Origin of the sequence: Cryobacterium frigoriphilum (genome assembly GCF_004403305.1) — a bacterium.
GTDB lineage: Bacteria > Actinomycetota > Actinomycetes > Actinomycetales > Microbacteriaceae > Cryobacterium > Cryobacterium frigoriphilum.
On the sequence record NZ_SOHE01000041.1, the window covers coordinates 13,663 to 31,698 of the forward strand.

Annotated in this window: 15 protein-coding genes and 1 pseudogene; 3 read left to right on the forward strand and 13 right to left on the reverse strand. The window is 66.9% G+C overall.

What is annotated here, in order from left to right; all coding sequences use genetic code 11:
- Window positions 1-18: 18 nt before the first annotated feature.
- Entirely contained in the window at window positions 19-1,575 is a 1,557-nt protein-coding gene (locus E3T55_RS08585; RefSeq protein ID WP_420897989.1) for an MFS transporter, read from the reverse strand.
- A gap of 97 nt (window positions 1,576-1,672) precedes the next feature.
- Between E3T55_RS08585 and E3T55_RS21020 the strand changes: the two genes are divergently transcribed.
- Complete coding sequence (locus tag E3T55_RS21020; RefSeq protein WP_134519157.1) at window positions 1,673-2,266, forward strand: TetR/AcrR family transcriptional regulator; 594 nt, start codon at window positions 1,673-1,675, stop codon at window positions 2,264-2,266.
- A gap of 639 nt (window positions 2,267-2,905) precedes the next feature.
- On the opposite strand, the gene serA is transcribed toward E3T55_RS21020, so the two are convergent.
- Window positions 2,906-4,498, reverse strand: coding sequence for a phosphoglycerate dehydrogenase (serA, locus tag E3T55_RS08595; protein ID WP_134519158.1), 1,593 nt, complete (start codon window positions 4,496-4,498; stop codon window positions 2,906-2,908).
- A gap of 119 nt (window positions 4,499-4,617) precedes the next feature.
- On the opposite strand from serA, the gene E3T55_RS08600 reads away from it, so the two are divergent.
- Window positions 4,618-5,019 (forward strand): DoxX family protein, encoded by a 402-nt coding sequence (locus E3T55_RS08600; RefSeq protein WP_134519159.1) that lies wholly within the window; start codon window positions 4,618-4,620, stop codon window positions 5,017-5,019.
- Between the two features lie 4 nt (window positions 5,020-5,023).
- On the opposite strand, the gene E3T55_RS08605 is transcribed toward E3T55_RS08600, so the two are convergent.
- A complete protein-coding gene (locus tag E3T55_RS08605) occupies window positions 5,024-5,386 on the reverse strand; it encodes a bacitracin resistance protein (protein WP_134519160.1) in 363 nt (120 codons plus the stop codon).
- Entirely contained in the window at window positions 5,383-5,874 is a 492-nt protein-coding gene (locus E3T55_RS08610) for a DNA polymerase III subunit gamma/tau (protein WP_134519161.1), read from the reverse strand. The genes E3T55_RS08605 and E3T55_RS08610 overlap by 4 nt, the downstream gene beginning before the upstream one ends.
- Window positions 5,875-6,042: 168 nt before the next feature.
- On the opposite strand from E3T55_RS08610, the gene E3T55_RS08615 reads away from it, so the two are divergent.
- Window positions 6,043-6,510: a hypothetical protein gene (locus E3T55_RS08615; protein ID WP_134519162.1), complete on the forward strand. Its 468-nt coding sequence runs from the start codon at window positions 6,043-6,045 to the stop codon at window positions 6,508-6,510.
- Between the two features lie 21 nt (window positions 6,511-6,531).
- On the opposite strand, the gene E3T55_RS08620 is transcribed toward E3T55_RS08615, so the two are convergent.
- The 9 genes and pseudogenes from E3T55_RS08620 to E3T55_RS20750 form a co-directional block, all read right to left on the reverse strand.
- Entirely contained in the window at window positions 6,532-7,836 is a 1,305-nt protein-coding gene (locus E3T55_RS08620; RefSeq protein ID WP_134519163.1) for an Nramp family divalent metal transporter, read from the reverse strand.
- A gap of 163 nt (window positions 7,837-7,999) precedes the next feature.
- A complete protein-coding gene (locus E3T55_RS08625; RefSeq protein WP_134519164.1) occupies window positions 8,000-9,442 on the reverse strand; it encodes an FAD-binding oxidoreductase in 1,443 nt (480 codons plus the stop codon).
- A 177-nt stretch (window positions 9,443-9,619) separates the two neighbouring features.
- Window positions 9,620-10,252, reverse strand: coding sequence for a DUF998 domain-containing protein (locus E3T55_RS08630; protein ID WP_134519165.1), 633 nt, complete (start codon window positions 10,250-10,252; stop codon window positions 9,620-9,622).
- A gap of 96 nt (window positions 10,253-10,348) precedes the next feature.
- Window positions 10,349-11,377, reverse strand: coding sequence for a ketol-acid reductoisomerase (ilvC, locus tag E3T55_RS08635; RefSeq protein WP_134519166.1), 1,029 nt, complete (start codon window positions 11,375-11,377; stop codon window positions 10,349-10,351).
- 41 nt (window positions 11,378-11,418) lie between these two features.
- Window positions 11,419-11,928, reverse strand: a complete 510-nt coding sequence (gene ilvN, locus E3T55_RS08640; protein WP_166791724.1) for an acetolactate synthase small subunit — start codon at window positions 11,926-11,928, stop codon at window positions 11,419-11,421.
- Between the two features lie 2 nt (window positions 11,929-11,930).
- Window positions 11,931-13,763 carry an acetolactate synthase large subunit gene (locus tag E3T55_RS08645; protein ID WP_134519167.1) on the reverse strand — a complete coding sequence of 611 codons (1,833 nt, stop codon included), beginning with the start codon at window positions 13,761-13,763 and terminating at the stop codon, window positions 11,931-11,933.
- A 65-nt stretch (window positions 13,764-13,828) separates the two neighbouring features.
- Window positions 13,829-15,523 (reverse strand): dihydroxy-acid dehydratase, encoded by a 1,695-nt coding sequence (gene ilvD, locus E3T55_RS08650; protein WP_134519168.1) that lies wholly within the window; start codon window positions 15,521-15,523, stop codon window positions 13,829-13,831.
- A 69-nt stretch (window positions 15,524-15,592) separates the two neighbouring features.
- A complete protein-coding gene (gene otsB / locus E3T55_RS20745) occupies window positions 15,593-16,333 on the reverse strand; it encodes a trehalose-phosphatase (protein WP_241992982.1) in 741 nt (246 codons plus the stop codon).
- A 60-nt stretch (window positions 16,334-16,393) separates the two neighbouring features.
- A pseudogene (locus tag E3T55_RS20750) lies at window positions 16,394-17,995 on the reverse strand (alpha,alpha-trehalose-phosphate synthase (UDP-forming)); the annotation flags it as partial.
- Between the last annotated feature and the right edge of the window lie 41 nt (window positions 17,996-18,036).

The following is an 18,036-nucleotide window of genomic DNA, read 5'->3' on the forward strand; positions in this document are numbered from 1 at the left end:
CACCGGGCGCGCTGCCGGCTAGCGCGCCCGGCGCAGCGCGATGGCTCCGACCAGGGCGGCGCTCACCACGAGGCCGACTCCGATCCAGGCGCTCACGCCCACTCCGCTGTCGAAGGCGTGGCGGGCCGAGTCGAGCAACTGTGCCGCGGCATCCGTCGGCAACTGGCTCGCCACGGTCACCGCGCCGCCCAGGGTTTCGCCCGCTGAGTGTTGCTGCGCCGCGGTGAGCCCGTCGGGAAGAATCACATTGCTGCGGTACGACGCCGTGAGAATGGTGCCGAGAATCGCGGTTCCGAGCACAGCGCCGAGCTCGTACGCGGTCTCGCTGACAGCGGATGCCGCCCCCGCCTTCTCGGCCGGGGCGCTGGCCACGATCAGTTCGTTCGATACCGTTTCGGCGGCGCCGATGCCGACGCCGAGCAACACAAACGCGAGCGCGAGCCCGCCGGCATCGATCTGACCACCGCTGAGGGCGATGAGCGCAAAGCCCGACGCCGATACGGTGAGGGCGAGCGGCACGACGATCGACGGCCGTACCCGCCGGGCGACGGGCACAACGAGCAGACCGGCCACGATCATCGCGCCGAGGCCCGGAACGAGCACGAGTCCGGCATTCAGCGGTGACATACCGAGCACCAGCTGCAGATGTTGGGAGATGAAGAAGAGGCAGCCGACGAGCGCCGTGACGCTCAGCAGGTTGACGCCGACCGCGCCGCTGAAGGCACCGCGGCGAAAGAGTGTCATATCGAGCAGGGGGGTCGTGAGGCGCTTCTGCCGGCGCACGAAGAGCACGCCGAAGACCAGTCCGGCCACGACCGGGGCTAGGCCGACGAGGCTCAGTCCGTTCTCGGCGACCGCCTTGATGCCGTAGACGATGGGCAGCATCGTGACGAGCGAGAGCGCGATGCTGAGGGGGTCGATGCGGCCCGGGTGCGGATCCCGGGATTCCGGTACCAGCAGCGGCGCGCACACGAGCAGCGGAAGCAGCAGCGGCACGGCGATCAGAAAGACCGAACCCCAGGCGAAGTGCTCGAGCAGCACGCCGCCGACGATCGGGCCGAGGGCGCTGCCAACGGCGAACCCGGTCGCCCACACGGCGATCGCGAGGCGACGCTCATCGCGGTCGGTGAAGATCGAGCGCAGCAGCGACAGCGTCGAGGGCATCAGCATGGCGCCGAAGAAGCCCAGGGCGGCGCGGGCGATGATGAGACCCTCGATGCTCGGGGTGAAGGCCGCAACGACCGAGACCACGCCGAAGCCGGCCGAACCGATGAGCAGCAGTTTGCGGCGGCCGATGCGGTCGCCGAGGCTGCCCATCGACACGAGCAGGCCGGCCAGCACGAGCGGGTAGATGTCCACCATCCAGAGCAGCTGGGTGCCGCTCGGCTGGGTCGCCTCACTGATCGCCGGCAGCGCGAAGTTCAGCACCGTGTTGTCGATCGACACGAGCAGCACCGGCATCATGAGCACCGCGAGGGCCCACCATCGGCCGGCACTCCCCCGGCGGGTCGCGCCAGGGTCGGCGGTCAGGCCGCGGGTGTGGCGCAGATCAATTTCGGTGGTGGGTGTTGACACGATCGGTATCGCTTTCTCGTTGAGGGCAACCTTGACTATACCGTCTAGACGGTACAGTAGCCACCTCGCGACCAGTTATTCTCGATACCATGGCGCAATGCCTCCCCCTGCACAGCTCCCGACAGCACAGCCCTCGACACCACAGCCCGCGACAGCGCAGCCCTCGACCCGGGACCGCCTGCTCGACGCGTTCGAGCACCTGCTGATCGAGGGCGGGGAGCGCTCGGCGACGCTCGACGCTGTTGCGGCCGCCGCGGCCGTGTCCAAGGGCGGCCTGCTCTACCACTTCGGATCGAAAGAGGCTCTCATCGAGGGCCAGCTCGCCCGGCTGGCCGGTTTCGCGGCGACGGATGCCGACAACATCCGCTCTGCGCCGGCCGGCCCCGTCGACTATCTGATTCGTACCTCGATCGACACGGGAAGCCCGTTCGACCGGGCCTACATCGCCGCGACGCGGCTCGGCCAGGGTCAGCATCCGCAGGCGGTGGAACGGCTCGCCGACATTCGGCGCGGCTGGCTCGGCGTCATCGAAGAGGCCGTCGGCGACCCGGACGTGGCACAGGCCGTGATGCTCATCAGCGATGGTTTATACAGTAATTCGGCCCTGATGGGCCTGCTCTCCGCTCCCACCGAGATCGAGGGAGCGGAGAACATGGACCGTCTGCTGGCCGTGATCGAACGCCTCACCTGATTGCCTCGGGCGTGATCGGCTCGGGCGAGCGGATGCAGCTGATCGCGCCGGCACCGCTGCCGCCAGGACCCTCGCGCGGTGTCTCGACAGGCTCGACTACCGGCGCCGCTGCGCGGTACTTGCGCCGCTGCGCGGTAGCTGCGCCAGGGCGCTGGGTGAGCATGGACGAGCTGCGCGGTAGCTGCGCCGCTGCGCGGGTGGCACGCCACCCGCGTAGCGGCGCAGGTACCGCGCTCGACCCTCGGGGGCCGAGGCTGGCGTGATCCCGGCCTCGCTGCGCGGTACTTGCGCCGCTGCGCGGTCGCTGCGCCAGGGCGCTGGGTGAGCATGGACGAGCTGCGCGGTAGGCGTGCCACCCGCGTAGCGGCGCAGGTACCGCGCTCGACCCTCGGGGGCCCAGTCGGGCGTGATCCCGGCCTCGCTGCGCGGTAGCTGCGCCGCTGCGCGGTAGCTGCGCCCGGCCGGCGGGCGCACCGCAGAGCATCCGTCGGCAATACGCGGTGTCTCGACAGGCTCGACAACCGGCACCGCTGCGCGGTAGGCGTGCCTACAGCGCAGCGGCGCAGTTACCGCGCAGCTCGCCGGGCGAGCGGATGCCGCGGATGCTGCTGGTACTGCTGGTACTGCTGGTCGCGCTGTCTACTCCGTGATGTCGATTTCGACCATGACATCGGCGTCGATCGCCGTGCGCACCGAGGCGAGCAGGCCGGCCGGAACCTCGGAGTCGACCGTCAGCACGCTGAGTGCCTTGCCGCCGGCTTCGTGGCGAGCGATCTGCATGCCCGCGATGTTGATGCTGGCCTCGCCGAACTCGCGACCGTAGACCGCGACGATGCCGGGGCGGTCGGTGTAGATCATGACGATGAGGTTCTTCGCGAACGGAACCTCGACGTCGTAGCCGTTGACCTCGGTGATCTTCTCGATCTGCTTGGTTCCCATGAGCGTGCCGGAGACCGACACCTGAGAGCCATCGGCCAGCGCGCCGCGCAGGGTGATGACGTTGCGGTATTCCGGGCTGACCGCATCCGTGATCATGCGCACCGTGACGCCGCGCTGCTCGGCGAGCAGCGGCGCGTTCACGTACGACACGGTCTCGCTGACGACGTTGGTGAAGATGCCCTTGAGGGCGGCGAGCTTCAAGACGCTCACGTCATAGTCGACGAGTTCGCCGCGAACCTCGATGTCGACGCTCGTGAGCGGGCTGTGGGCGGCAAGTCCGGAGAAGACCTGGCCGAGCTTCTCGACGAGCGGGATTCCGGGGCGCACGTAGGGGTCGATGACGCCGCCGGCGACGTTGACCGCGTCGGGAACGAGTTCGCCCGAGAGCGCGAGGCGCACGGACTTGGCGACGCTGACGCCGGCCTTCTCCTGCGCTTCGTCGGTCGAGGCACCGAGGTGCGGGGTGGTGATGATGTTGTCAAGGCCGAGCAGCGGCGAGTTCGTGGGCGGCTCGCTGACGAATACGTCGAGGCCGGCGCCGGCGATGGTTCCGGCGACGAGGGCCGCGTGCAGGGCCTCCTCGTCGACGAGTCCGCCACGGGCGACGTTCACGACGAACGCGGTCGGCTTCATCAGCTTGAGCTGGGCTTCACCGATCATGCCGGTGGTCTCGGGGGTCTTCGGCATGTGGATCGTGACGAAGTCGGACTGCGCGAGCAGCTCGTCGAGGGTCACCGGGGTGACGCCGAGCTGCTGGGCGCGGGCCGAGGTGATGTAGGGGTCGTAGGCGATGACGTTGGTGCCGAATGCCTGCATGCGGGCGGTGATGAGGGCACCGATACGGCCGAGGCCGATGATGCCGATCGTCTTTTCGTAGAGCTCGACGCCGGTGTACTTGGAGCGCTTCCACTGGCCGTCGGCGAGGGCACCGGAGGCGGCCGGGATGTGACGGGCCAGGCTCAGGATGTGACCGACGGTGAGCTCGGCTGCGGAGATGATGTTGGACGTCGGGGCGTTGACGACCATGACACCGGCCGCGGTCGCGGCCTTGATGTCGACGTTGTCGAGGCCGACTCCGGCGCGGGCGATGACCTTCAGCTGGGGAGCGGCCTTGATCGCTTCGGCATCCATCTTCGTCGCCGAACGCACCAGAATGGCGTCGGCGGTGGCCAGCTCGGCGAAGAGCGCCTGCCGGTCCGTTCCATCTACGTGGCGCACGTCAAAGTCGGGCCCGAGGGCGTCGACGGTGGCGGGCGATAGTTCTTCGGCAATCAGGACAACGGGCTTCGACACGAAATCGGATCCTTCGATAGCGGTAAACAGGGACTGGTGCACACTCGACTGGCGGGTTTAACTGCCGCAGCAGTGAGGCGCCAGATACCTTTTCACCTTAGCGGCTGCACAATAGACCCATGAGCACTGAGTCGGCAGAAGGCATCCAACTGGTCTTGCGCGTCATCCTGGCGGGTGCGTTCATCTTTATGGGGGTCATGCACTTTCGGCCGGCGGCGCAGCGCACGATGGCCAAGATCATCCCACCACGGTTGCGCTTCACGGGTCTCGCGAACCCCCGCAATCTGGTGATCTTCACCGGGGTGTGCGAGATCGCCGGCGGCATCGGACTGCTCGTGCCGGCCACGAGCGTCGCGGCCGCGATCGCCCTCGCGGTGTTTCTCGTGGCGGTGTTTCCCGCCAACGCCTATGCCGCGGCGCACCCCGAGCGATTCGGCCGTCTCGCCATACCGCTGCTGCCGCGGCTCGCGGCCCAGATCGTGATGATCGCCCTGCTGCTGCTGTCGGTCTGGAAGTGGTGACAGGCTAGACGATCAGGTTGCCCAGGCTGAACATGACGTACATGTCGAGCGAGAGCACGGCGACCAGGCACAGTCCGGTGATGTACATGAGGGCCTGCACGCCCACGGCGCGGCGCCGGCCGAGCCAGAACACGACCCCGTACACCACGACGGGAATCAACACCCCGATGATCAGTACGGCCCAGCCCGAGCCGCCCAGGCTCGTGTCGAGGTCTCCGGCGGCGATGTTGAGGCCGACCAGATTGCCGACGGCCTCCCAGAGGTCGTAGGCGTAGAACAAGCCGAAGACGATAGCCACCGTGACGGTGAGCCAGAGCGGGGCCCGGCGCGGGGCATCCGTCTTGACGGTGGCGGCCGTGTCGCTCATGCTGCTGCTCCGCTTCCGAAGATAAAGGGAATCGGAGCCAGCAGCACCACACCGAGCACCAGCCAGGCCAGCCGGGTGCGCGGGCGGCTCGTGGTGAGCCAGTACGTCACGCCGAACCAGACCATGGGAGCGGCCACGGCGAGCCAAGCGCCGAGCGAGAACATGAACTCCGAGACAGGATCGTCGATCGGATTCGTGATGCGGTTCACGCCGATGAACCAGCCGATCGTGTAGAGCAGATAGACGCCGGCGAGGATTCCCATGATGACGAGCGTCGCGGATGCCCCGGCGCTGGCGACCTGCGCGGCCGCCGGCTCAGAGGTTTCGGCAGAATCATCGTGAAAGCCATCCGGAGTGGTGCCGGTACTCGTGCCGGGTGTGGACCAGCCGTCGGCCAGCTCGGGACGGGTGGAGGCATCCCCCGCCGCGAGGGTCGGGTCGTTCTCACCGGCCCAGCTCAGTGCATCGTCATCCGGTTTGGCATTCATGACCCCAGATTATCCCGGATTGTCGAGGATCCCGGCAGTGACGGCCCCTGGCTTGAGCGTGAGCGCGCCCGGTCTCGGTACACGCTACGGTAACGGGTGTAGCGCACACCCGTTTCGGGCGCGGTAATGGCTGAGGGCGCGAACGCGCACCTCAGATCGGGGGAACCAGTGAAGAAGAGCTACAAGGTGGCCGCCATCCTGCTGATCGTGCAGGGGGGTGTGATGGAATTTGCCGTCTTCGTCGGCGTCATCCCTCTGCTGGCTCTCGGCGTGCAGCAGGACCAGATTTCAGAGCATTTCTCGTTCATCGTTCCGTACCTGCAGGACAACCTCTATCTGATGATGGTGATGAGCGGCGTGTTCGGCGCCGTTCGGCTGTTCGGCGCCATCGGCGTGCTGCGCAACCGGATGTGGGGACTTGCCCTCTCGATCATCAATTGCGTCGTCACCATGGCATTGATGATCTTTCTGCTTCCCGCCGGAATCCTTGATGGAATCTTCTCCTGCACCGCTCTGATCCTGCTGCTCACCGGCTTCTTCGGTGCCCAGACGATCGTCTCTGACCCCGAAACGGATGCCGCGGCGCACGCGCCTGCGACCCTGGCTACCCACGGCTCCCCCGGCGAGAATCAGTAGCGAACGCGGCAGAAAACACCCCTACTGAAAGAGCGGGGCCACCACCGTCACGAGCTGCTGCACGCCGAGCACGATGAACAGCAGCGCGCAGATGCCCAGGGCCGTGTTGGTCCACCAGCGGTTGCGCCACTCGCGCGGAATGTGGGACCGGTTCAGCAGCCCCAGCAGGGTGATCGCCAGAAACGGCATGAACAGCGATCCGAGGATGCCGTAGGCCAGGATCAGGCCGATCGGCTGCCCGAGCAGCAGCAGAATCATGGGCGGAAAAGTCAGCCACAGCAGGTAGAACTTGAAGTACTTGCCGCCGACGCGGGTGTCGGGGTGGCCGGAGTGCTTGCCGCGCATATTGCCCCAGAAGTCGGCGAACATGAGGCTCACGCCGTTCCAGACGCCGATGATCGACGAGAAGGATGCCGCCCAGAAGCCCACCAGAAATCCGGTTCCCACGACCACGCCGTACTTCTCGTTGAGCACCGTGGAGAGGTCGACGAGACCCTTGTCGCCGGCCGCCAGCGTGACTCCGGCGGCACTGACGACCTCCGCGCCCACGATGAGCATGGCGATCACGAAGATGCCGGTCATCACGTAGGCCATGCGGTTGTCGATGCGCATCACCCGCATCCAGCGCGGTGTCGACCAGCCCTTCTCCCGCAGCCAATAGCCGTAGGCCGCGAGGGTGATGGTGCCGCCGACACCGCCGGCCAGGGCGAGGGTGTAGAGCACGCCACCCTCCGGAATGAGCGGCACGAGGCCGGCAGCCATCGCCCCGAAGTCCGGCCGGGCGATGACGGCAAGGCCCACGACGGTCACGAACATGAGCGCGACGAGCCCCGCGGTGATCTTCTCGAACACGTCGTAGCGGCCAAACCACACCATGACCAGTCCGGCGAGGCCCATCAGCACTGCCCAGACCGGCAGCGGCAGCGCCGGGAACAGCGCGGCCAGGGGCAGCGCGGCCGACGACATAGCGGTTGCGCCATAGACGAAGCCCCACAGCATGATGTATGGGCCGAAGTACCAGGTGGTCCATTTGCCGAGCGAGCGCCAGCCCTCGAAGATGGTCTTGCCGGTCGCGAGCGTGTAGCGGCCGGCGCCCTCGACGAGCACAATCTTCAGAATCACCCCGAGAATCACGGCCCAGAGCAGGGCGTAACCATACCGGGAACCGGCGACCAGGGTCGCGACCATGTCGGCCGCACCCACGCCGGTCGCCGCGACCACCAGGCCGGGCCCGATGATCTTGTACTTGGGGGCTGGTCCCTCGTCGGCCACGGCTCCCGATCCGACCGTGGGCGGAATGAGACCGTCAGAGAGGTCTTTCGTCATGTGTCACCTGCTGCACCATTGCGAGCGAATGGCCCCCCAGCGTGCGGCAGGGCGTCTATAACCCTCGCTGCAGTGTGGCAAAGCTGTGCATCCGGGCACAGGACCGATAGAGAGAGGCGTTCTAGCCCCAACAGGGGCTAATCCTACGCGATGGGGTACTCGCTCACGTCGTGACGGTCGAGGCCGGCGGAATGTTGTGGTTGCGCCGCAGCAGATTCTCGGGGTCGTACTGTCGTTTCAGCGCGCTCAAGCGCTCAAACTTTCGCTGACCGTAGACGGCAATCGCCTGGTCGCGAGCGTCCTGACCGTTCTCATCTCCGTTCTCCACCCCGCGCTCATCACCCATGAAATTCACGTATGTGCCGCCCGAGGAGTGCGGCGCCATGTCCGCCGCGAAGTCTCGCACGAAGCGGATGCGCGCCGCGTCGTCGTGCGCATCGTTCCAGAAACCGTAGATGTTGAGCCAGAACTGCGCGGCACGGCTCGGAAACGCCGTGGCCGACTCGGCAACCCGACCGAAGGCCCCTCCGAGGTGGTGCACGTCAAAGCCGGTACCTCGCCAGGTCTGTTCGGTGCCGCGCCGCACGAGCAGATCGATCACGGCGTCGTCGAGGTGGTCGAAGGAGGTGTTCTTCCAGTATGCGCGCGCCCCCTTCGGGAAGGCATCGTCAACCGCCGACTGCCAGGTGGTCCACTTCACCGGTTCGACGATCTCCTCATCGGGGGGCGCCGCCCTGCGCAGTTCGTCGAGGGCATGGGCGCCCTCCTGCAGATACTTCGTCGCCCAGGCGAAACCAACGAACATCCGCGGTTCGTCACCGAGTTCCCAGTCGGGCGGCGGCACCAGAAACGAGATGATCGACGTCAACGCATCGGGAAGCCCTCGCGTCCAGTCGGCGTAGGCCCGCAGGGCCTCGACCCAGTGCGGCTGGTCGTAGACGAAATTGCCCGAAAACACCTCCGGCGGTAGCGGATGCGCCCGGAAAGTGAACGACGTGACCACACCGAAGTTGCCGCCGCCACCGCGCAGTCCCCAGAACAGTTCGGGGTTCTCGGTCGCACTGGCCCGAACGGTCTGCCCTGCCACGGTGATCACTTCGGCCTCGAGCAGGCTGTCGACGGTGAGCCCGTGAGCCCGGGTCAACCAGCCCACGCCGCCGCCCAGTGTCAGGCCGGCGATACCGGTGCCACTGACCACGCCGCTCGGCACACACAGGCCGAACGGTTCGGTGGCCGCGTCGATGTTGCCAAGGGTGGCTCCGGCCTGCACCCGAACCGTTTGGTCGCCCGGCAGCACCTGCACCCGGTTCAGGGCGGCGAGGTCGAGCACGAGTCCATCGTCGACGGTGCCGTTGCCGGCCACATTATGCCCGCCGCCGCGAATCGCCAGCGGCAGGTGTCGGTCGCGGGCGAAGCGCAGGGCCGCGGGGATGTCGTCGACATGGACGGCCCTCACGATCAGTGCCGGGCGGCGGTCTATCATGCCGTTCCAGACCCGTCTCGCCTGCTCGTAGCCCGGGTCGCCCGGAAGGATCACCCGGCCGGCGACTGCCCTCCGCAGCTCTGCGACGGCTTCGGTATACCCGTCTGCTGCCCAATCGTGCATGACATACACCTCCGCGCTGTTTATCCGTGGTGTTTCTTATCCGTCGTGTTTCGCTCGTCGCTCATCACCGCGAGCTTCTCGCCGACCACGGTACGACCGTCTGCGCGCGACGGATACGGGCACGACGAAATATTCGGCGAATTGACCGATGCGTGCCGCGGCCGGCGATTGACGTGACTACGACAGGCGACGGATGCCGCGGGCCACCACATAGGTCCAGCCGAGAATTCCGAGCAGGCAGAGGCGCTCCGCGAGGCCGAGCACTGACGGCACGGTAGTCACGGTGAGGGCGAGAAACGCGACGCCGACGACGGCGAGCACGGTGAAAACGAGGGCCGAGCGCCGGGCCGTGGCAAGACATCCGCTGAGTGAGACCCAGAGCGTGAGCAGCACGATCGCGGCGAGGACCGCCGCGAAGCCGAGCGTCGCGACGACCAGGTGCACGGTGCCGGCGACGGATGCCGCGACCACGCTCTGCCCCGCTGCCGCCACGTCGGTCGGAAAGAATGCGAGAACCGCCGAGCAGATGCCGCCGACGGTGAGCAACGCGAGGCCCGGAACCAGCAGTCCGGGCACCCGGAGGCGGTTCTCGACGCGGCCCGCCCACGCCACGGCCATCAGCGCGCCGACAAGAGCAAACGAGGTGAGGGCGCGGCCGAGAAAATTGAGGTTCATGATCCAGCCGAACGGGCCGACCGCGAGATTACTCTCGGCCTCGCTGATCGGGCTGTAGTACGGCGGCAGAAACTGCAGCACGACGTCCACGGCCACATAGACGACCACGCCGATCATGGCGATTAACGCGCACACCCGCCCGCTGTCGGCCGGGAGACCACGGTGAGGTGGGCTCCCGGCGGGTTGCGGGCGGGATTGCGTCAAGCTGGCCTGACTAACGGCAAGCCGAGGCTAGCGCGAGACCGAGCCGTCGGTGTAGTCGTCGTCGTTGGACGCGTTCCACGCGAAGAGCTTGCGCAGGCTGCGGCCGGTGGCCTCGATCGGGTGCTCTTCGCCCTTCTTGCGCAGGGCGAGAAACTCCACGCCGCCGTTGTCCTGGTCGGCGATGAAACGCTCGGCGAACGCGCCGCTCTGGATGTCGGCGAGAACGGCCTTCATGTTCTCCTTGACGCTCGGGTCGATGACGCGGGGGCCGGAGACGTAGTCGCCGTACTCGGCGGTGTCGGAGACGCTCCACCGCTGCTTGGCGATGCCACCCTCCCACATCAGGTCGACGATGAGCTTGAGCTCGTGCAGCACCTCGAAGTAGGCGACCTGCGGCTGGTAGCCGGCCTCGGTGAGAACCTCGAAGCCGTACTGGATCAGCTGCGAGGTGCCACCGCAGAGCACGGCCTGCTCGCCGAAGAGGTCGGTCTCGGTCTCTTCGGTGAAGGTGGTCTTGATGCCGGCGGCACGCAGGCCACCGATCGCCTTGGCGTAGCTGAGCGTGAGGGGCCAGGCGTTTCCGGAGGCGTCCTTCTCGACGGCCACGATGACGGGAACGCCACGGCCGGCTTCGAACTCGCGCCGCACGGTGTGGCCCGGTCCCTTGGGCGCGACCATGACCACGTCGACGCCCTCGGGCGCCGTGATGTAGCCGAAGCGGATGTTGAAACCGTGTCCGAAGACGAGGGCCTTGCCCGCGCTAAGGTTCGGCAGAACGTCGTCCTTGTAGAGGTGACGCTGCACCTGGTCGGGCGCGAGGATGACGATGACGTCGGCCCAGGCTGCGGCCTCGGCGGTCGAGAGAACCGTGAAGCCGGCTTCTTCGGCCTTAGGCGTCGACTTTGAGCCGGCCTTCAGGCCGATCTTGACCTCGACACCCGAGTCGCGCAGGTTCTGCGCGTGGGCGTGGCCCTGCGAGCCGTAGCCGATGACGGCAACCTTCTTGCCCTGGATGATCGACAGGTCGGCGTCTTTGTCGTAGTAAATCTCAGACAATGTTATTGCTCCTTATTTGTTGAAAGTCAGTGTGTTGGAAGTCAGTTCTTAAAAACGCGTTCGGTGATCGATTTCGAACCGCGGCCGATCGCGAGCAGGCCCGACTGCGCCAGCTCCTTGATGCCGTACGGTTCGAGCACCCGCAGCAGGGCCTGGGTCTTGCCGCTGTCGCCGGTGACCTCGATGACCACGGCATCCGTCGCCACGTCGACAACGCGTGCGCGAAACAGGGTGACGGCTTCGAGAACCTGTGAGCGGGTCGCGTTGTCGGTGCGCACCTTCACGAGCAGGTGTTCGCGCTGCACCGACTGCGAGAAGTCGAGCTCGACGACCTTGATGACGTTGATCAGCTTGTTGAGCTGCTTCGTCACCTGCTCGAGGGGCACGTCTTCGACGTCGACCTGAATCGTGATGCGCGACAGGCCGGGAATTTCGCTGTGGCCCACGGCGAGGCTCTCGATGTTGAAACCCCGGCGGGCGAAGAGCCCGGCGACACGGGTCAAGAGGCCCGGCTTGTCTTCGACAAGCAGGCTCAGTACGTGCGTCGTCACGGTTATTCTTCTCCCCAGGTCGGTGCGTGGTCTTTCGCGTACTGCACATAGCTGTTGCTGACGCCCTGCGGCACCATCGGCCAGACCATCGCGTCGCGGCTCACGATGAAGTCGATCACCACGGGGCGATCGTTCGTCGCGAGGGCGAGCTTGATGGCATCGTCGACCTGATCCGCACTCGTCACGCGGATACCCAGCGCGCCATACGCGTCGGCGAGCTTCACGAAGTCGGGCACCATCGCGGTGCCGTGACCGGTCTCCAGGTCGGTGAAGGAGTGGCGTCCGTCGTAGAACAGGGACTGCCACTGGCGCACCATGCCGAGCGAGGAGTTGTTGATGATCGCGACCTTGATCGGGATCTTGTTGATCGTGCAGGTGGCCAGTTCCTGGTTGGTCATCTGGAAGCATCCGTCGCCGTCGATCGCCCAGACGACGCGGTCGGGCTGCGCGACCTTGGCACCCATGGCCGCGGGAACCGCGTAGCCCATGGTGCCGGCGCCGCCGGAGTTCAGCCAGGCGTTCGGGCGTTCGTACTTGATGTACTGAGCGGCCCACATCTGGTGTTGCCCGACCCCGGCCGCGTACACGGCCTCGGGACCGGTGAGTTCGCCGATGCGCTGGATCACGTACTGCGGAGCGAGCAGGCCGTCGGCCGGTTCGCTGAAGCCAAGCGGAAACTCCTCCTGCAGGCCGTTCAGGTAGGTCCACCAGTCGTCCGTGTCGACCGAGTCGGTGCCGAGAGCATCGGCGAAGGCGATCGTGAGGTCGGCGATGACCTCCTTGGCGTCACCCACGATCGGCACGTCGGCGTTGCGGATCTTGGAGATCTCGGCGGGGTCGACGTCGACGTGCACAACGGCCGCGTGCGGGGCGAACTGACTGATCTTGCCCGTCACCCGGTCGTCGAAGCGGGCGCCGAGCGACACGATCAGGTCGCTCTCCTGCAGCGCGAGCACCGCCGGAACGGTGCCGTGCATGCCGGGCATGCCGAGGTGCTGCTTGTGCGAGTCGGGGAACGCGCCGCGAGCCATGAGCGTCGTCACGACGGGTGCTCCGGTTGCTTCGGCCAGCGCGAGCAGCTCGGCCGAGGCCTGGGCACGAATGACGCCGCCACCGACATAGAGCACGGGCTTCTTCGCGGTCGCCAGCAGCTGAGCGGCGGCCTGCACCTGCTTGCCGTGGGCCTTGGTGACCGGCCGGTAACCGGGCAGGTCGAGCTTGGGCGGCCAGATGAAGGGCGCGAGCGCCTGCTGGGCATCCTTGGTGATGTCCACGAGCACCGGTCCGGGGCGGCCGGTGGATGCGATGTGGTGCGCGGCCGCGATGGCCGCCGGAATGTCTTCGGCACGCTTGCACAGGAAGGAGTGCTTGGTGATCGGCATCGTGATGCCGATGATGTCGGCCTCCTGAAAGGCATCCGTTCCCATCAGGGTGGAGAAGACCTGGCCGGTGATGCAGAGCAGCGGAACCGAGTCCATGTAGGCATCCGCGATCGCCGTGACCAGGTTCGTCGCGCCGGGGCCCGACGTTGCGATGGCGACGCCGACCCGATTGCTCGATGAGGCGTAACCCTGGGCGGCGTGGCCGGCGCCCTGCTCGTGGCGCACGAGGATGTGGCGAATCTTGTCCTGCGTCATGAGCTCGTCATACAGCGGAATGACAGCGCCGCCTGGAATGCCGAAGACGTCGGTGACGCCGAGCAGTTCGAGCGTGCGAATGATCGCGCCCGAGCCCGAGAGCACCTCGGGCTCGGTGGAGACGGGGGCCGTCGGCACGGCGCCGGGCGCCCCTGGGGTGGCGGTGGGCAATGGCACGGTTGAAGATTCCGCGTTCATGAAAGGAGGATCCCTACGTCGGTGTTGTCGATGGGAGGTATCGAGAGGAGAAGTTACTCAAGCAGTTAGCCCGTGATTGCGCCTTCGGCGGCAGAGTGCACGAGCTTGGCGTACTTGGCGAGAACGCCGCGGGTGTAGCGCGGCGCAAGCGGGGCCCAGCCGGTGCGGCGGGCGGCGAGCTCATCGGGGGCGACCAGTAGGTCGAGCGAGCGAGCTGCGATATCGACCCGTATCAGATCACCATCGCGCACGAAGGCGATGGGACCTGCGTCCACCGCTTCGGGTGCTATGTGGCCGATACACAGTCCGGTTGTGCCGCCTGAGAATCGTCCGTCCGTTAACAGTAGTACATCCTTACCGAGCCCTGCGCCCTTGATGGCGGCGGTGATCGACAGCATCTCGCGCATGCCGGGCCCGCCCTTCGGGCCCTCGTAGCGGATGATCACGACGTCGCCGGCCTTGATCTCACCCTCGGTCAGGGCGTCCATGGCGGCGCGTTCGCGTTCGAACACGCGTGCCGGTCCTTCGAAGACGGATGCGTCGAATCCGGCGGTCTTCACGACAGCGCCCTCGGGGGCGAAGCTGCCCTTGAGAATGGTGATGCCGCCGCTCTTGTGGATCGGGTTGTCGAGGGTGCGCAGCACCTCGCCGTCGAGCGCGGGCGGGTCGATCTCGGCGAGGTTCTCGGCAACGGTCTTGCCCGTCACGGTCAGGGCGTCGCCGTGAATGAGGCCGGCCTCGAGCAGTGCGCGCATGACGGCGGGCACGCCACCCTGACGGTCGACGTCGTTCATGACGTATTTGCCGAAGGGCTTGAGGTCGCCGATGTGCGGAACCTTGTCGCCGATGCGGTTGAAGTCGTCGAGGCTCAGCTCGACCTCGGCCTCGCGGGCGATCGCGAGCAGGTGCAGCACGACGTTGGTCGAGCCGCCGAACGCCATCGCCACGGCGATCGCGTTCTCGAAGGCCTTGCGGGTGAGAATGTCGCGCGCGGTGATACCGAGGCGCAGCATGTTGACGACGGCCTCGCCAGAGCGGTGCGCGAAGTAGTCACGGCGGCGGTCGGCGGATGCCGGGCTCGCCGAGCCGGGCAGGCTCATGCCGAGGGCTTCCGCGACGCTGGCCATGGTGTTGGCGGTGTACATGCCGCCGCAGGCGCCCTCGCCCGGGGCGAAAGCGCATTCGATGCGCTTGGCATCCGCTTCGCTCATGCGGCCGGCCTTCACGGCGCCGACAGCCTCGAAGGAGTCGATGATGGTGATGTCTTTTTCGGTGCCGTCGCTGAGTTTGACCCAGCCCGGCGCGATCGATCCGGCGTAGAGAAAGACGCTCGCAAGGTCGAGACGCGCGGCGGCCATGAGCATACCCGGCAGGGACTTGTCGCAGCCAGCCAGCAGCACGCTGCCATCGAGGCGTTCGGCCTGCATGACGACCTCGACGGAGTCGGCGATGACCTCACGGGAGACGAGGGAGAAGTGCATGCCCTCGTGGCCCATCGAGATTCCGTCGGAGACGGAGATGGTGCCGAACTGCAGCGGGTAGCCGCCGCCGGAGTGCACACCCTCCTTCGCCGCCTGCGCGAGGCGGTCGAGGGAGAGGTTGCACGGCGTGATCTCGTTCCACGAGCTCGCAATACCGATCTGGGGCTTGTCCCAGTCGGCGTCGCCCATTCCGACGGCGCGGAGCATCCCTCGAGAAGTCGTGGCTTCAATGCCATCGGTGACGTCCCGGCTGCGTGGTTTCAGATCGATCTCAGACATGCCCCGAGTCTAGAACGCCTGACCCAGCGTCTTGTTCACCAGCGACGTTCGGCGACATCCGTAGCGCGCCTACCTGCGCAGGTCGGTGCGCAGGTCGGCCAGCAGATTCAGCACCTCAGTGACCTCCTTCGGGCTGCGCACCCGATAGCCGGCAAGCGACGGACCCGGGCCGATCTTCAGGCCGATGTCGAGGTCGCGCAGCACGGCGAAGCCGTCTTCGTCGGTCACGTCGTCGCCGGCATAGAAAACCCGGTCGGCGGAGGTGTGGCCGCGAAGCACGTCGAGGGCGTCACCCTTGGTGCGTGAACGCACCGAGAACTCGAGCACGTTCTTGCCCTCACGCACTGTGAGACCCGGCAACTCATCGTTCAGCTGCTCGCGGGCCTCGCGCTGGGCACGTTCACCGTCGTGCGGGCTGGCCAGTCGGGTGTGGATGGCCATCCCGGCGGGCTTGCGCTCGATGGTGGTGCCGGCGACCGAACCGGAGATGCCCTCGAGCACCCGGGCGAGGGTGTCGAGCTGGTCCAGTTCGTCGGCGAGCAGGTTGAGCTCGATATCGGGGCTGTCGAGCCGCATCTCGATGCCATGGGAGCCGGTCAGCAGCACGTCCTGCTGCGGGTCGGCGACGTGCTGCAGGCTCACGAGCGCACGGCCCGAGACGAAGGCGACGCGCACTCCGTCAAGATCCAGCAGGCGCTGCACGGCTTCGCGGGTGCCATCGACCGCGCGGGCGTCTTCTGGGCGGTCGACGTGCGGGGCCAGGGTGCCGTCGAAGTCGAGGGCCACCAGCAGGGTGTCGGCGACGGCCATCTCGCCGAGCGCGACCCGCAGGTCATCGGGTATTCCAGCCTGCACCGCGGCTCCTCCGGTGAGTGTTCGCAGGAACGATGCCGACCAGGCGGCGACATCGTTTTCGGAGACTTTCTTGCGCAGCGCGCGCATCCGTCTGGTACGTTCGCGTTTGGGCATGACCACGGCACGTTCGATCGCGTCTTTGGTGCCCTCGATGTCGTGCGGGTTGATGAGGATCGCCTGCTTGAGCTCGTCGGCGGCGCCGGCGAATTCGCTCAGTACGAGCACGCCGTCGCCGTCGAAGCGCACGGCGACGTACTCTTTGGCGACCAGGTTCATGCCGTCGCGCAGGGCGGTGACGAGCATCACGTCGGCGGCCAGGTAGAGCGCCACCATCTCTTCGCGCGGGTAGCCGTGGTGGTGGTAGCTGATGGCGGTGTGGCTGATGGTGGAGAAGTCACCGTTGAGGCGCCCGACGGCGAGTTCGATCTCGTCGCGCAGCACCTTGTAGGTTTCGACCCGTTCCCGGCTCGGGCTCGCGACCTGCACGAGCGTGACGTCTTCGACGCTGAGGCGTTTCTCGGCAAGCAGCTCGCCGAAGGCCTTGATGCGGTGGCCGATGCCCTTGGTGTAGTCGAGCCGGTCGACGCCGAGCATGAGGGTCTTGGGGCTGCCGAGGTCTTCGCGAATCTGCCGGGCTCTGGCCTGGATCTCGGGGCGGCGGGCCATCTCCTCATAGGCGGCGGCGTCGATCGAGATCGGAAAGTGCTTGGCGATCACGCGACGGGTCGCGCCGGCACTGCGTGCGCCGGTACTGCGTGCGCCGGCACCGCGTGCGCCGGTACTGCGTGCGCCGGTACTGCCTGCTTCGATGCTGCTGGCGTCGTCGCCGTTGGGCACATCGATGACCACGCCGCGGGTCGGGTAGCCGAAGAGGCGGCGCACGGCGCGGGAGAAGTTGCCGGCATCCGCTACCCGCTGAAAACCGATGACGTCGGCGCCGAGCAGGCCGTGCAGAATCTGTTTGCGCCACGGCAGCTGCGCGTAAATGCCGTATGGCGGAAACGGAATGTGGTTGAAGAAGCCGATGACGAGGTCGGGCCGGGCCTCGCGCAGCATGCGCGGCACGAGCTGCAGCTGGTAGTCGTGCACCCAGACCGTGGCCCCGAGGGCAGCGGATGCCGCGGCCGCCGCCGCAAACCGCCGGTTCACGGTCACGTAGGCTTCCCACGTTTCGCGGTGAAACGCGGGGGCGGCGATCACGTCGTGATAGAGCGGCCAGAGGGTGTCGTTGGAGAAGCCCTCGTAGTACTCCTCAAGCTCCGCCGCGCTGAGCCGCACCGGCACGATGTTGATGCCGTCGTTCTGAAAGGGCTCAAAGCTGCGGTCGGCGACGCCGGGCCAGCCCACCCAGGCTCCCCCCGAACTGCGCATGAGCGGTTCGAGCGCGGTGACGAGGCCACCCGGGGAGGTACGCCAGACATCCGGTGCCGCTGTTCCGTCGGCATTCTCGGGGCCGTCTTCGTGGTCGACCGGCAGACGGTTCGAGACGACGACGAGCGAGAAGGTACCCACCGGCGACTCGGCGAGGTCGAGGCCATCGGTGGACGCAGGTGCGGCGGCGGCTGGGGTTTCGGCGGCTGGGGTTTCGGCGGCTGGGGTTTCGGCGGGGAGTGAGATGAATGATCCGTTCCGGGCGCAGCGGCGGCGCTCAGGCCCTG

Coding starts and splice junctions, on each gene's coding strand:
- E3T55_RS21020 (WP_134519157.1), top strand. CDS start 1,673: ATGCCTCCCCCTGCACAGCTCCCGACAGCACAGCCCTCGACACCACAG.
- E3T55_RS08605 (WP_134519160.1), bottom strand. CDS start 5,386: ATGAGCGACACGGCCGCCACCGTCAAGACGGATGCCCCGCGCCGGGCC.
- E3T55_RS08600 (WP_134519159.1), top strand. CDS start 4,618: ATGAGCACTGAGTCGGCAGAAGGCATCCAACTGGTCTTGCGCGTCATC.
- ilvD (WP_134519168.1), bottom strand. CDS start 15,523: ATGTCTGAGATCGATCTGAAACCACGCAGCCGGGACGTCACCGATGGC.
- otsB (WP_241992982.1), bottom strand. CDS start 16,333: ATGGCCGTCGCCGACACCCTGCTGGTGGCCCTCGACTTCGACGGCACC.
- E3T55_RS08645 (WP_134519167.1), bottom strand. CDS start 13,763: ATGAACGCGGAATCTTCAACCGTGCCATTGCCCACCGCCACCCCAGGG.
- E3T55_RS08625 (WP_134519164.1), bottom strand. CDS start 9,442: ATGCACGATTGGGCAGCAGACGGGTATACCGAAGCCGTCGCAGAGCTG.
- E3T55_RS08620 (WP_134519163.1), bottom strand. CDS start 7,836: ATGACGAAAGACCTCTCTGACGGTCTCATTCCGCCCACGGTCGGATCG.
- E3T55_RS08610 (WP_134519161.1), bottom strand. CDS start 5,874: ATGAATGCCAAACCGGATGACGATGCACTGAGCTGGGCCGGTGAGAAC.